Genomic DNA, 14,676 nt, shown 5'->3' with positions numbered 1-14,676 from the left:
CTTGGTGGCAAACCTCCGGCCGTGGTTTATTGGCTGAGAAAAGACGAAACCCAAACAGGTCAGCAGGAGCAGAGAGTAGCTTAAGTTACGCCGAAAGCTGTCCAACGATTGGGGAGTAGCTCAGCGCCCGGATGCTGGCTCTGTTCGCATCAAAGTCCGAAGGGCTGCGGCTCTAAGCTCCAACATGGCCTCGCCATAAGCTTCTTGCAGATCGCGCAGCTGCTTCTCGTATTGCTGTCGCACATCCAGCGGGTCGGACTTCAAGGCATTCTCCATGCCCTTGCGCGCATCATCCATCCAGTTCTCAATCTCAGACGGCGCTAAATCATATGATCGGCTCGCCCCGGCCACCGCCGTCTTGCCTTGAACAGTCTCAATGACGAGCGCGATTTCCGCTTCGCCGTCCATCTCTTGATACCGTCTCCCAATGGTCCACTCATCGCTACGTTTTCCTCCTTGTAGCATGAGCAGGTTTTCACTGGGTCGATACATCTGCGGCAAACAGGGGCGGCCGCTCAACCTGTTTGTCACCGCCGGCCAGGTCAGCGACTGCATCGGTGCGCGGGCCTTGTTGAGCAGCCGGCCGGATGTCAACTGGCTCCTCGGGGACCGCGGCTGTGAAGTTGACGGGTTCAGAAAAACATTAAACGACAAGGGGGTATGCTCATGCACCCCGGGTAGGCTGGCCCCTGACTTCAGCGGCATCCGCCGGACCTGGGCTGCCAAGCAATTCCTTTGGAAAACGTTCCTGTATGTCTTTGCCGCCTTGCCGCCTAATTCAGCGAGTGGCCGTCCGTCAGTTCTTCCAGCAAGAAACCCATCAGCTGGTTCTTTCCTGAAAGCCCTGATTTGCTGTAGATCGCATGGGTTTGCGCTTTGATGGTCCCAGTTGCGGCATTGCGGATCTCAGCAATTTCAGCATTGGAGCACCCTTTGAGCACCAGCCGCGCCACCTCCCGCTCGGAGGGCGTCAGTTCCCAGCTGTCGTAATGCGCCTCCAGCAGCCGGTTGAACGATCCAGAGGCATTCCTAAGCTTTTCCTCAAGAGTATCAGTGGCTTTGCGCATCGCCCGGAACTCAACACTGAGGAAACCGATAGCGGCAAGCAAGCCTAAGGTGATGAACAGCTCAAGGAAATGATAGTCTTCCCAAGCCTCCCACCACGCAGGATCTGCGATTTCGATTGCGCCTTCGATCAGCATCAGGATTGTGCAAATTACTGTAAGAAAAAGGGCTGCCTTGATCTTGTTGCCGTTGTTCATCACTGTCTTTTTCTTGCGATTATGCTGAAGAACACTGTCCCGGCCATCCATAAACACAGTCAGTCACATACACCTTGGCTGATGAAGAATTCAATGAACTGAAATGTAAAAGGTGCGCGAGTCCATAATTTTCGCGCAGCGGCAAGCCACGCGCCCGGCCAGAGCGATCCAGGCCAGCTGAATTTTCAGCGGGCGGCAAGCTTGCTGCAAAGAACCGCCCGCGAGGCTTGCCGGGATCACCCGATCACATCCCAAACATAAGATGTACCTATGACGGAACCGTCTGGCGCGTAGGTTGTGGTTGCCGTCTGAAATGGCTGGTCATCGTTCAGGTCTTCCCGGATTCGGGTGGTCAGAACACCGGCTTCAAAGAGAAAAGTGCTCCGGTCCCCGTTGTCCCAGTCAGCAACGTTCTCGGAAAGGCTGCCGTCCGCTGCGTAGGACAGCTGCAGAACAGTCCAGTTTGCACTGCTTTGGGCGCCTGCGCCATCGGTGATGGTGCGCGCCGTTCTGATGCCGTTGACATAGGTGTTTTCGGCAGAACGCGTGGAGCCGTCATCAAAGACGAAATCGTCACGGATGATGTTCCCGTCTGTATCAAAGCTTCGGGTGAGCGTGCTCCAGGTGGCACTGCTTTGGGCACCTGCGCCATCCGTGATGGTGCGCGCCGTTCTGATGCCGTTTACATAGGTATTTTCGGCAGAGCGTGTGGCGCCGTCATCAAAGACAAATTCCTCTCGCGCGATTTGCCCGCTATCATCATAGAAGCGTTCGCGCGTGGCCCAAGGCTCAACACTTTGTTGCCCGCCGCCATCCGTTGAAACGTCTGAGATCAGGACCACGTTTTCATAAACACCCTGAGTCTGCACACCACTGGCGTTCTCAGTAAGCCGATCCACAATCTGGCCGCCCCTGCGGACTTCAATCGAAGTTGCCTCCCCGCCGCTCCAAGTAATCCGGCCGCTTGCGCCATCCGCGAAAATGAAAGTGTCAGTCCCCGCCAGAAGACTGTCAGCGCCTTCGTCCAAGCCGTCCTGAGAATTGTTGTCAGTGATGATCACGCTGTTGCGCCCGCTGCCGAAGGCAAATGTGAAATCACTGCTGTTGCCCAAGTAGACTGCCTGATCCGTGCCTGCGCCGCCTGAGATTGTGTCATCGCCGCCCAGGCCGGTAATCGTGTCGTTGCCGCTGCCGCCATCCAGCGCCTCGCCCGCGGCGGTGCCGGTCACCACCAGATGATCCAGTGCGCCCTCGATGGTGACCACCAGCGCAGCCGGTGTGCCATCCGCGGATGCCAGCGCAAAGCTGTCGGTCACGTTCTGACCCGGCTCCAGGTAGTCCAGCACGGCGGTGCGGGTATAGGTCCAGCTGCCATCTGCAGCCAGGTTGAGATTGCCATAGCTGCCGGTATAGCTGCCCGGCGCCATCTGTTGCGGGCTGTCCGGATCGGTGACCGTGATCCGGCCGCTGGCGCCAGCATCATCCTCGGACATTGCCGCGCTCAGCTGGCCGGAGAACGCCGCCGGATCGTTAACGCCGTTCACTGTGACCTCAAAAACACCGGAAGAAGTCAATCCGTCCGGGTCCGCAACGCTGTAGGGTATCTGCACCACGGCCGGGCTGTCCCCGGCCTGCAAGGCGTCATAGGCACCGTTGGGGTCGAAGGTAACCGTGCCGTCCGCATTCAGCGTGACAATGGCGCCGCCGGCCAGGGTCACGCTACCGCCTGCAGTCACCGGGGTTCCGTCCAGTGCGGTAATGGCCAGTGCTGCACCTTCGGGGTCGCTGTCGTTGGCCAGCGGTGCCAGGGTGACAGCTGAATCCTCGCTGGTGGCGGCTGTATCGCCTGCCACGGCCGGGGCATCGTTCACCGGCTGCACCGTGACTGTCACGGCAGCCTCAGCGGTGCCGCCCTGCCGGTCGCTTACAGTATAGGTGAATGTATCAGTGCCATTGAAATCAGCGTCCGGTGTGTAGACCAGCTGTCCGTTCACGGCCGTCACCGTGCCATTGCTGCCCTGTGTGGCAGCCGTGATCAGCAGATCCGCCGTTTCCGTGTCGCTGTCATTGGCCAGCACGTCGATGGTGACCGCAGTGTCCTCGCTGGTGGTGACCGCATCATCCGCGGCAACCGGCAGGTCGTTCACCGCGGCAACGCTGACTGTCAGCGTGCCGGTGCTGCTGCCGCCGTGTCCGTCGGCAACGGTATAGGTGATCACCTCCACACCGTTAAAGTTCGCACCGGGCGTATAGGTGATGCTGCCCCCTGCGGTGAAGCTGACAGTGCCATTGGCCGGATCCGCCACCCCAGTCAGGCTCAGCGGATTGCCTTCCGCATCGCGGTCGTTGACCAGCACTCCGACAGTCACCGCGGTATCTTCCTGCGTCGCGGCCCTGTCCGGTACGGCTGCCGGCGCATCATTGATCCCCGTCACTGTAAACGCGATTGTTCCGCTGGCAGTGCCGCCGGCACCGTCTGAAACAGTATAGCTTACGGTTTCAGTCACATTCTGATCCAGCGTCAGGTGGTCGTAATTGCCGCCCGGGAACAGGCTGACGGTGCCGTCGCCATTGAGAAACACCAGCGCACCGCTTGCCAGGCTGACGAATTGCCCCGGCTGCACGGCGGTGCCGTTCAGCGCGGTGATGCTCAGCTGCGGCCCGTCGGCGTCGCTGTCATTGGCCAGCGGATTCAGCGTCTGGGTGGCGCCTTGCACGGCGGAAGACGAGTCATTCACCACCACCGGCGCATCGTTCACCGGCGTCACGGTGATATCCACGGTGGCGGTGGCGGTGCCGCCATTGCCGTCCGAAACGGTATAGGTCAGCTGCTCGGCTCCGTTGAAATCCGCATCCGGAGTAAAGGTGATCCGGCCGCCGCTGAACTGCACCTGGCCATTCGCCGCGCCGGTGACCGCGGTCACACTCAGGCCTTCGCCATCCAGTTCGGTGTCGTTGGCGATGACGTTGATCACCACAGACGTATCTTCTGCCGTGGTCGCGCTGTCGTTCACTGCAACAGGCACGTCCTGCACCGGCTGCACGGCCACGGTGATGGTGGCAGTGGCGGTCAAATCGCCGTCGCTTACGGTGTAGGTAAAACTGTCGCTGCCGAAATAATTGGCGTCCGGCACATAAGTCACGGTGCCGTCCGCGTTGACCTGCGCGCTGCCATGGGCGGGCGTGCCCAGAGCGGTGACGCTCAGCGCGCTGCTTTCGGGATCGCTGTCGTTGCTGCGCGGATCAAATGTCAGGCTGCCGTCCTCTGCCACCGTCACGCTGTCGCCATTGGCTGCCGGCGCATCATTCACCCCGGTCACATTGACGGTGACAGTTGCGGTGGTGGTGCCCCCGAGCCCGTCTTCGCGGGTATAGCTGAAACTGTCAGTGCCGTTGAAATTGGCATCCGGCACGTAGGTGAAGGTCTGGCCGTTCTGCACGATACTGCCGTGCGCCGGCGTGCCAACAGACAGCACTGCCCCGCTTTGCCCGTCCGGGTTCAGGTCATTGGCGGTCAGATCCAGCACCACCTGCTGGTCCTCCGCCGTGGTCACGCTGTCATCCACCGCGGCAATCGGATCGGCAACCGGTGTCACCGAGACTGTGATGGTTGCAATGCTGGCGGCGTTTTCCGGCTGGTACTGAGAGCCGACATAGTAGGTGATCGTCTCGGTGCCATTGAAATTGGCATCCGGGGTATAGCGGATGGCGCCATCGGCCAGCACCTCAGCACTGCCATTGGCGGGCTGGTCCACGCGGTGGACCACCATCGCATCGCCGTCCGCGTCGCTGTCATTGGCCAGCACGTCGATGATAACGGCCGTGTCCTCAGCGGTGGTGGCGGTGTCATCCGCCGCCGCAACATCGGTGTCGACCATGACGGTGACCTGGCCATTCCCCGGCGTATAGGCGTGTACTGTGGTCTCAAAGAAATTGTACTGGAACGTGGCCACACCGTGAAAACCCGCATCCGGCGTGAAGGTGACCCGCCCGCCGCTGGTCTCCAGCAGTACGGCGCTGGGGCCGTTCATCAGGCCCGGATGGCCGGGATTGACGAAGTTGGACGTCTGGCTTTCGCCGCTATAGCCGGAAACGGTGCCATTCACCCCAAGCCCGATGGATGTGACATAGCCAGTCATGGGGCCATCGGGGTTGGTGTCATTTGCCAGCAGGTCCGCGGTGTGCACCACCAGCAGCTCATCCGGATTGATGCGGTAGACATCATCCGCCAGCGTGACCGGGTCATAGGTGTTGCGGAACTCGATTATCTGGGTATGCGCGGTCTCGTGCAGCCCGTCGGTAACAACAACAGGAACATAAACTGTTCCGGTAAAGTTGGCGTCCGGGGTGACAGTGAAGGTGCCGTCGCCATTGTCCACGACAGTTGCATTGGCGATGTTCTCTGTCTGGATGCTGACAACGCTGAGGCTGTCGCCGTTCCGATCGCTGAACCCCGAGATCGCCTGCATCGTGTAGGGCGTGTCTTCGGTGGCATTGTAGACATAGGGAACGGCCGTCGGCGCGACCTCGCCAATGATGGTGACAGTGGCGGTCGCCCCGGCTTGGTGGCCTGCATCATCAAAGATGCCATAGGCGATGTCTTCGGTCCCGGTGGTGCCAACCGGCACGTAGTATGCAATCATGTTGTTGACGACCGCAACCTGGCCGATATCCGTCAGCGGCGTATAGGCCGTGAAGATCGACAGGTTTCCGCCTTCGGGATCGCTGTCATTGGCCAGAACATCCAGATACACCCAGTCGCCCGCAGTTACGGTGAAGCTGTCGTTGACGGCGGTGGGTGCATCGTCCACGGGGACGTAGTTCAGGGAAACCGTAGCCGTCCGGGTGCTGACGCCATCGGTTGCCTCATAGGTGAAACTCACCGGCCCGTTGTAGTTCAGCGGCGGGGTATAGACGATCTGCCCGTTGACGATCTCGGCGGTGCCCGCATTGGGCGTGCCAACGCTCACCAGGCTGACGGGATCCCCATCCGGATCAATGTCGTTGGCCAGCACATCCAGCGTCAGGACTTGGTCCTCAAGCACCACCCGGCTGTCGTCCTGCACGGTAAAGGGATCGTCCACGCCGGTCACGGTCACCGTCACGGTGGTGGTGGAGGCATAACGCCCGTCATCCAGCGTGTAGGTAAAGGTATCGGTGCCGGTCTCTCCCGCTCCCAAGCTGTTGAAATCCGCTCCTGGTGTATAAGTGAAGGTGCCGTCGCCGTTATAGGCAACGGTTCCGCCGCCGCTGCTGGTGCTGTCGAACTGGCTGACAACGGCATCCTGCGCGCCCGGATCCAGGTCGTTTGCCAGCGCATCGATTGTGACCGGCGCATCCTCGGTAGTGACAGCGCTGTCTGCGTAAGCCACCGGGTTGTCGGTGAATCCTGCGACGTTGATGGTGACGGTGACGGTTGTCGTCGTGGTCCCGTCAGACACCGTATAGGTGAACGTGTCAGTTGCTGACTGCCCGTCAATGAGCCCGTCAAAGATATTGGCCGGATCATAGGTGAACTGGCCGGTGCCCGGCACCCGCGTGACCGCGGCGCCATTGGCTGAGACCGCGTCATAAGACACGATCTGCATATTCGCGAGACCCGGATCGGTATCATTGGCCAGCACATCGCCGGTGGTCAGAACCGTATCCTCGTCGGTATTGAAGGCCGCGCCGCTGTCATCGCGCGCAACCAGTGTGCCGTCCGCCACGGTCATCTCCCAGGTGGTGATGCCGCCCGCGCTGGCGGAGGATGCATTCAGGTCCAGCAGATCCGGCGAGGTGAAGGTGGCGGTGGTGCTGCCGAAGGTGACCGTATAGGTGTAATTCCCGGCGCTGCCGCTGCGTGCCAGAACGGGTGCGGTGCTGCCGTCGGGGCCTTCAAACACCAGCACATCGCCAATCGCGGCATCCGCCAGGATATCGGCGCCGTCGTTCGAGCCGAACAGGAAACGGTCATTTCCGGCGCCGCCGCGCAGGGTGTCGTTGCCACCGCCGCCGCGCAATTCATTGTCGCCCGCATCCAGCGAGATCGCCTCGCCATGCCTGGTGCCGGTGATTGCTTCAAAGCCCGACACCGTGTCCGTGGCAGCCAGCGTGCCGTCACCGTTCAGAATGCGGATGGTGCCATTACCATTGGCATCCAGCCCGGAGAAATCGACGGTATACCCCGCATCCAGGCGGCTGTAGTCAATGGTGTCGTAATCGCTTTCCCCGGCAATGGTGTCATTGCCCAGGCCCGCGTAATAGGTGTCGTTGCCCGCCCCCAGTGCCACATTGTCATGGCCGCTGCCGGTGCCGATTGCATTGTCAATCGTATGGCCAGAGATAGAAGGCCAAAAATCCGGCTCGAAATCCGGCCAGTCCACCAGATCAACTGTGATGTCGCCGCCCGTCAGATGGATTTCTTCGAAATTCAGATACTCGTGATAGCGATAGACCGGCGCCCAATGCCCTTCTCCGGTTGCCGGATTGTCAATCACGTATTCGTTTCTCCAGAAATCCTGGATGCCGGTGACAAAATAGTAGCTGAAGCTGTCTGAGCGGAAGGTGGCGCTGTCCTCATAGATCAGAGACGAGCCGCTGACATCCACACTCAGAACGTCGTAACCGGCGCCGCCATCCAGCACGGCGTTGCGGGAGACCCACTCAATACCGTTATTCCACTGGATATTGCCAGCCGCCCAGACATCAGTGACCACATCATCGCCCGCGCCCGCATTCACCTCATCCAGGCCATGGCCCAGGCTGATCGTGTCATTGCCGCTTCCTGCGGTCACGACGTCATTATCCGCGCCGGCAAGGATCTCGTTTCCGGCGTCGCCAACTTGGATGCGGTCATTGCCGCTGCCGCCCGAAATCAGGTTCGCGCCCTGCAGGTCGGTGATGACATCATGCCCGCTGCCGCCCATGATGACGTCCCGGCCCGCGCCGCCGTCCAGGGTGTCATTGCCTGCCCCGCCCTGCAGCCGGTCAGCCCCGCCGCCGCCAGTCAGCACATCGTTGCCGTTGCCGCCATAAAGCTGATCTCTGCCGTCACGGCCAACAAGCCGGTCATTGCCCTCTTGCCCGCGGAGGCGCGAGCCGGCGTTCAGCGCATAGATGGTGTCGTGATACTGGCTGCCGACCGCCCACTCAAACCCTGTGACCGTCGCGGTCGTATCGGTGTGCACGACGATGTCATAATAGGTGCCGCCAAACTGGTTGCCGCCGGTGACATGGGTGCGCATCCAGGTCTCGCCGCTTTCCAGGTCCAGCGAGGTGACGATATAGCTGCCGGCGATATCCACCTGAAACGTTCCTTGCACGGCCGCGTCCGGTGCGTAGATCTCAAACGTGTCGATCCCCGCCCCGCCGGCGTAATGCGCGCCGTTGACCAGCTCACCCGCGACATAGTCCTGCCCGGCACCCGCATCGACGGAAATTCTCTGAGTGCTGAAATCCCCGTAGCGGATGTAGTTGATAATGCCGCCGAAGTAATCGACATAGGTGGTTGTCAGCCGCGACGTGTCGATGATCAGCGTATCGCTGTAGCTGCTGCCATAGATCGTGGTTTCTGAAATGGAATCCGTCGAACCCTCGGTCACCAGTTTGACCGAATTGGCCGACTGGCGCATATCGAACAGGCGCAGGCTGCCCAGATGGAACTCTTCAAAGTTCTGATGGGTGGCGATGGTGCGGTAATTCGCCGGGTCAAGACCGTAGAACTCTCCGATGACATAGCGCACCGTATTGTGGTCGACCACGATGTCCCCGGTATAGCCCGCGGGATTGCCCCGTGTCAGTCCAACTGTGCTCAGCGTGTCCCAGCCGTCGCCGCCATTGATGGAACCGGCAGTCACGGTCTGGTAGTAGGGGCTGACGCCAGTCCCGCCTTGGGCATCCTGAGAGAAACTGTAGCTGTCATCACCCGCCAGCAGCGACAGGTTAAGAGACGCAGGTCCGACAACGGAATCCGCATAGGCACTTGTTTGCGTGACGGAAGTTCCGTCCAGCAGGATGAAAACCCCGCCCTGATTGAAGATCGAGCCGGAGTTGCTGGCGTCTGTCACCCATGACGGCGTAAAATTCAGGCTCAGGTACTGCCAGGGGTCGGTTGTGAACGGCGAGCCTGAGGCACGGAATGAGTCCGTGAAAAAGCTGCTTCCCGTCGACACAAAGCGATACGTCTGCGCCTGCCACGCAGGGTTCACTTGCATCGAGATTTCCTGATAGAAATTCGAATTTCCGTACTGAGCCTTCAGGTCATCCAGGATAGATCGATAAGCGCTATTCAGATCGGCAGCGATCAAATAGGCCCGTTCGAGCGCCTGCTGTTCCTCGGTGTTGTCCTTATTTTCAAAACCGATCGGCACGGTACCGCCCAGTTCCTCGATGATAACACCGGTGTAATGGGTCAGCACATCCTGCGGCGAATGCAGCAGCATCTGCTCCAGTGTGGCGATCCGCTGCGGGTCTTCCAGAAAATACGGGAGGATGTAGTCAAACAGGTAATCGCTCAACCCCCAGGAGGCAATGGACACCACCGCCTGTAACGCCGCCACGCCAATCTGCTCAGGGCTGCCGTCGCCCTTGGCAACAGCGACAATCGCCGGTCCCAGGTATGTTGCGATATTGATAACGCTGACTGCTGCTTTGGCTTGCGGCGGCAGCGGCAAGGCCCCCAGGAAAGAGGTCGCGGCTTTGACAGATGTCGTAACCGCAAGTCCAATGTTTTCCGGGCTGGCGTCCCCGTCGGCCAGCTTCTTCACAAAGGAGCGGGCATCGGACATGGCGTTCATAGCCTCCAGGACACCCTGGTTGAATTGTTGCCGTTGCAGGTCGGTGCTGGGAAGATAGGACGCCGCCAGCGGATCAGCCGCAATCCGCGCCTCGAATTGCGCAATCATGTCAGCCGAAAGCTGCGCCGCACGCGCTTCCAGTTCAGCAGGCGTGAAATCCGAGTCCGGCTGCGCGGCTAGGCCCTTGGCCGCTTCGACCTGCGCCAGAAGCGAGTCGGCAATCTGGCTCACCGCCTGAAAGGACAGCGGATTGGCGGCGCCGGCACCGCGTTCCCCCGCAATCAGCGTCGCGGAAATATCCACGCTTTCCTGCTGCATCTCCGCCGCGGTCATCTCCTGGCCGCTGCTGCCGTACAGGCTGGCGTCGCTCAGATCCAGCAGCGGCTCGCTGCCGCTTTCGGCTGCCCGCAGATAGGCTTCGTAAACCGCAAAGGCTCCGGCATCCGTCGTGACAGTTTTGATCACCCGTTCTCTCCTGCGCTGCCCGGCCGTGCCGGGGCATAAATGTCTGCGTCAGAGAACGTTTTGACCGCAGGCGCAAAAAGGCGCTCCGAAAGCGTCCCAATAAAAATACAGCCTGGCGTGTTTCTCTGCCCGGCGCCCTGCCTCTGCATCGCGCCCGCGGTGCTTCTGCACCGTCTTCTGGACCTGTGCCATGGAACTGGGAACAGCCACAATAAACCTATGGGCGGAGGCTATAAACCAATGATCTATGGCGCATAAACCTATTGTGCAGATGGCTGGTTCAATTGCAAAATTACTAGTTTTCACTCACTGGACCAAACCCAAAGGCTGGCAGCCGGAGCAGCTTTTTCATGAAGGTCATCTGTTGTGCCCTGGCCCTCGAAAAGGAGCCGGTGCTGGATCGGAATTCCCTTTGAGGTTTTGAACCCTAAACATGCCTGCAGTGGGCGCTGCGGCTTTTTGTTTACTCTGTCATGCCGTGTCATCCGTCAGGAGTACGTTAAGGAGCAAATTGGCGCGTTCCGCCTGCGGGGGCGCGGCAACTGCTGCCAGACCTGCACCGGGAACCAGGCCGGAACGTTTGACCCCCTGCATTTGTTTTTTTCCGCAGCTGTCGAAGCACGCTGTTTCGGAATTTTTGCGCCAGATGAAGAACGGATCCGCTCTTCATCTGGCCGAAAGTATCCCGGAGCGCGAGGCAGAGCCTCGCTTGGGGGGCTCTGCGCGCTGGTGCGGAGCTTGATGTGCAAGCGGGTTTTCCCCCTCGCCAGACCGGCGGAACAGGCGTAAACCCTAGCCTATGTTCAAACCCATGCCCCTTTCCGAGGCCCAGGGCCTGCCGTTCTGGCGCCGCCCGGTGACGCTTCTGTTCCTGATGGCGCTGGCGATGCCAATTGCCTTCAATACCTGGAGCGCGCTGCTCAACAACTTCGTGATCGAGGCCGCCAGTTTCGATGGCGCCGACATCGGCCTGCTGCACACGGTGCGGGAAATACCGGGTTTCCTGGCCGTTGGCGTGATCGCGGTGATCCTGTTCATGCGCGAGCAGGTGCTGGGGCTGATTTCGCTAGTGATGCTGGGGGTGGCGACAGCGGTCACCGCATGGTTCCCTTCGCTTGGGGGCCTCCTGATGGTGACGCTTCTCAGCTCCATCGGGTTCCACTACTACGAGACGGTGAACCAGTCGCTGCAGCTGCAATGGCTGCCCAAGGACCGCGCGCCGCAGACGCTGGGCTGGCTGGTGGCGGCCGGGTCGGCAGCAACGCTGGTCGTCTACGGGCTGATCGTGCTGACCTGGGAGAGCCTGGGCCTCAGCTATAACACCGTGTTTCTGGCCGCAGGCGGTCTGACCGCAGCCATCGCTCTCTTTGCGCTCTTTGCCTATCCGCAGTTCGATGCGCCGCACCCGCAGACCAAGAAGCTGATCCTGCGCAAGCGCTATTGGCTGTATTATGCGCTGCAGTTCATGGCGGGTGCCCGGCGGCAGATCTTTGTGGTCTTTGCCGGTTTCATGATGGTCGAGAAATTCGGCTTTGAGGTGCATGAGCTGACCGGGCTTTATCTGGTCAACCTTGTGATCAACATGACAGTGGCGCCACTGCTGGGCAAGGCGGTGGCCGCCTTTGGCGAGCGCCGCACGCTGATCTTTGAATACGCAGGTCTCGCAATCGTCTTTGCGGCCTATGGCGGCATCTACTGGTTTGGCTGGGGCGTGGTGATCGCAGCGGTGCTCTATGTGATCGACCATGTGCTGTTTGCCCTGGCGCTGGCGCTAAAAACCTACTTCCAGAAGATCGCCGACCCGGGCGACATCGCCCCCACGGCCGCCGTGGCCTTCACCATCAACCACATTGCCGCGGTGTTCCTGCCGGTGCTGCTGGGGCTTCTCTGGGTCTATGAACCGGGCCTGGTGTTTGCCCTGGCCGCCGCAATGGCGCTGGTGTCGCTGTCCCTGTCCCTGCTGATCCCGCGCCACCCGGAGCCGGGGAACGAGACCATCTTCAGCACATACGCGCGGCCTGCGCCCGCGGAATGACCCGTCCGCCCCGCCAAGGGGCGGAGCACCCGCGCACAGGGTGAGCGCGGGCGCTGCCTGGCCCCGGGCCAGGCGGGCGCTTGACGCGGACGGCGCGGCAGCCTAGGCGCTTGGCAACAGTTTCAGGAGCAACGCCATGCCCACATTCACCGCACTCACCACGCTCACCGCAAAAGCCCAGGCCGAAGCGCTTGGTGAAGCCATGGAACGGCTCATCCCGGAGCCCACCGGCATCGGTGTTTTTGAAATGGAAGACGGTTCCGGTCTGTGGGAGGTTGGCGGCTATTTCACTGAAGCCCCCGACGAGGCAGGCCTCGCGCTGCTGGCCGCGATGCATGAGGCCAAGCCATTCGTTGTTTCGGAGGTGCCGGAAACCGACTGGGTCGCTCATGTGCGCCGCGAGCTGGCGCCGGTCGAGGCGGGCCGTTTCTTTGTCTACGGCTCCCATGACGCGGACAAGCTGCCCGCGGGTAAGGTCCCGCTGCTGATTGAGGCCGCGATGGCCTTTGGCACCGGCCACCACGGCACCACACTGGGCTGCCTCAAGGCGCTGGACCACCTGCTGGACGAGGGCTTCAGCGGTGAAAAAGTGGCCGATATCGGCTGCGGCACTGCTGTGCTGGCGATGGCCGCCGCGCGGGTCTGGAACGGTGCCATCCTGGCCAGTGATATCGATGAGGTCGCGGTTGAGGTGGCCATGGCCAATCTCAAGGCCAACGGCATGGAGGGCCAGGTTACCTGTCTGGAGGCGGCGGGTTTCGACAACCCTGAGCTGCATGCGCAGGCACCCTATGACTTGATTTTTGCTAACATCCTGAAGGGTCCGCTGGTGGCTCTGGCACCTGACCTGACGGCGAATCTGCGTCCCGGCGGCTATACGATTCTCTCCGGGATCCTGAACGAGCAGGCTGACGACGTGGTCAGTGTTTATGCACAGAACGGCGCCAATCTGGCGCGCCGGGACGAAATTGGTGAATGGACAACGTTACTTCTCCGTAAAACGGACTGATTGAACTAAGTTTGCGGCAAATTTGAGATGCTTGCCCCATTTTCGCCGCATTTTTAGCCAATCATGGGCCATCCGCTGGTGGGGGCCAGTTCGGAGACTAGTGATGGTCGAACATCGTGATCAGTTTCATTCGCGGTTGAAGCAAATCAACCGCAAGCATGCGGCCTTGTCCGAGGGGTTTTCCGCGAAGATGCGGCCGGACGGGCTGCTGGTGATCCAGCCGCGCCGGGTGCAGTCCCGGATCTCGGCCCGCACGGTGGTGTTCTTCGCCGCCGCCTTCTTGCTGTTTAAGGGGTTCCTGATCGCGGCACTCGGCACTTCCAGCTATGATAACCGGGTTGTGAAGCTGGCAGGGGGCAGTGCCGTCGAGCGCGCCGGCGCTTTCCTGATGCAGGCGGAACCCGCATCCCTTTACATCGCTCAGAAGATCGGACCGGTGCTGCGCTAAGCGCAGGCCTGCCCTGAAGACGAATGTGAAAGGCCGCTGGCAATGCCGCGGCCTTTTTTGCCGTCTTCAGGAAACGTTTGAGCTGCAAGGCAGCAAAATAGGCAACAAAAAACGCCGCGGCCTGGGTCAGGTCCGCGGCGTTTCCCTGTGCGCCCCTAGGGAGGAGGGGGGCGAAATCAGGAGTGTCTCAGAAGACGGTTTTGCCGGTGGCCACGCCATCGATGTCGCCGCGGCACATGCCGATGTCGGCCAGCTCGCGGTCGGACAGGCCGTTCAGCGCGTTGCGGGTCGCGCGGGCGTCGTTCCAGGCGGCAAATGCGCCGGCTGCGGCGGCAACCAGAGCGCCGAAACGGCCAAACAGGCCGGTGGAACCATAGGTGGTGCGGGTGGTATCAAATGCGGCCATATCCGTGTCCTCTGATTAGCTGTTTGCATCCGTCGCGTCATTGCGATGGGCGGCATCTAGTGGCGGAATATCTGCGCAGCAAGACCTGAAAATGCATGTGTCTTATGCGCTGTGCGCATAGCTTTCCGCCTTGTAAATAAGGGATTTCCCTTGCGGCGCCGAACAGGTGCGAAAATGTCGCTTCCGCCATTATGAACGGTCGTTTCCAGGCCGCACTTGTGCTCTCAGCGAGAACAATCCGATGTGAAAGCAATTGGACATGTTCGCCTTTTGT

At 60.6% G+C, this 14,676-nt stretch carries 7 protein-coding genes and 1 pseudogene; 4 read left to right on the top strand and 4 right to left on the bottom strand.

Features of this window, described 5'->3' with window-relative positions; genetic code table 11:
- Positions 1-120: 120 nt before the first annotated feature.
- Complete coding sequence (locus N6L27_RS05860; RefSeq protein WP_271906220.1) at positions 121-408, bottom strand: transposase; 288 nt, start codon at positions 406-408, stop codon at positions 121-123.
- A gap of 82 nt (positions 409-490) precedes the next feature.
- Here N6L27_RS05860 and N6L27_RS05855 point away from each other — a divergent pair.
- Positions 491-682: pseudogene (locus N6L27_RS05855) on the top strand (IS5/IS1182 family transposase); the annotation flags it as partial.
- A gap of 91 nt (positions 683-773) precedes the next feature.
- Here the strand turns inward: N6L27_RS05855 and N6L27_RS05850 are convergent.
- The gene (locus N6L27_RS05850) at positions 774-1,313 is read right to left on the bottom strand and encodes a helix-turn-helix transcriptional regulator (protein WP_271906218.1); all 540 of its coding nucleotides are present in this window, start codon (positions 1,311-1,313) and stop codon (positions 774-776) included.
- A gap of 185 nt (positions 1,314-1,498) precedes the next feature.
- Positions 1,499-10,504 carry an Ig-like domain-containing protein gene (locus tag N6L27_RS05845; protein WP_271906216.1) on the bottom strand — a complete coding sequence of 3,002 codons (9,006 nt, stop codon included), beginning with the start codon at positions 10,502-10,504 and terminating at the stop codon, positions 1,499-1,501.
- Between the two features lie 799 nt (positions 10,505-11,303).
- On the opposite strand from N6L27_RS05845, the gene N6L27_RS05840 reads away from it, so the two are divergent.
- The 3 genes from N6L27_RS05840 to N6L27_RS05830 all read left to right on the top strand — a co-directional run bounded on the left by N6L27_RS05840 (position 11,304) and on the right by N6L27_RS05830 (position 13,996).
- Complete coding sequence (locus N6L27_RS05840; RefSeq protein ID WP_271906214.1) at positions 11,304-12,539, top strand: MFS transporter; 1,236 nt, start codon at positions 11,304-11,306, stop codon at positions 12,537-12,539.
- 136 nt (positions 12,540-12,675) lie between these two features.
- On the top strand, positions 12,676-13,548 hold the full coding sequence (locus N6L27_RS05835) for a 50S ribosomal protein L11 methyltransferase (protein WP_271906212.1): 873 nt from the start codon (positions 12,676-12,678) through the stop codon (positions 13,546-13,548).
- Positions 13,549-13,651: 103 nt separating this feature from the next.
- The gene (locus N6L27_RS05830) at positions 13,652-13,996 is read left to right on the top strand and encodes a hypothetical protein (RefSeq protein ID WP_271906210.1); all 345 of its coding nucleotides are present in this window, start codon (positions 13,652-13,654) and stop codon (positions 13,994-13,996) included.
- Between the two features lie 187 nt (positions 13,997-14,183).
- Here N6L27_RS05830 and N6L27_RS05825 read toward each other — a convergent pair whose 3' ends face one another.
- On the bottom strand, positions 14,184-14,402 hold the full coding sequence (locus N6L27_RS05825; RefSeq protein WP_271906208.1) for a DUF1127 domain-containing protein: 219 nt from the start codon (positions 14,400-14,402) through the stop codon (positions 14,184-14,186).
- Positions 14,403-14,676 lie beyond the last annotated feature (274 nt).

The organism is Leisingera sp. SS27 (assembly GCF_028368855.1).
Classification (GTDB): domain Bacteria; phylum Pseudomonadota; class Alphaproteobacteria; order Rhodobacterales; family Rhodobacteraceae; genus Leisingera.
Note: the sequence above shows the minus strand (reverse complement) of the source record. Positions and strands in the feature narration are given on the sequence as shown.

What these genes read in the sequence shown, in the direction of transcription:
- N6L27_RS05860 (WP_271906220.1), bottom strand. Translation starts at nt 408, where the DNA reads ATGGACGGCGAAGCGGAAATCGCGCTCGTCATTGAGACTGTTCAAGGC.
- N6L27_RS05850 (WP_271906218.1), bottom strand. Translation starts at nt 1,313, where the DNA reads ATGGATGGCCGGGACAGTGTTCTTCAGCATAATCGCAAGAAAAAGACA.
- N6L27_RS05840 (WP_271906214.1), top strand. Translation starts at nt 11,304, where the DNA reads ATGTTCAAACCCATGCCCCTTTCCGAGGCCCAGGGCCTGCCGTTCTGG.
- N6L27_RS05835 (WP_271906212.1), top strand. Translation starts at nt 12,676, where the DNA reads ATGCCCACATTCACCGCACTCACCACGCTCACCGCAAAAGCCCAGGCC.
- N6L27_RS05830 (WP_271906210.1), top strand. Translation starts at nt 13,652, where the DNA reads ATGGTCGAACATCGTGATCAGTTTCATTCGCGGTTGAAGCAAATCAAC.
- N6L27_RS05825 (WP_271906208.1), bottom strand. Translation starts at nt 14,402, where the DNA reads ATGGCCGCATTTGATACCACCCGCACCACCTATGGTTCCACCGGCCTG.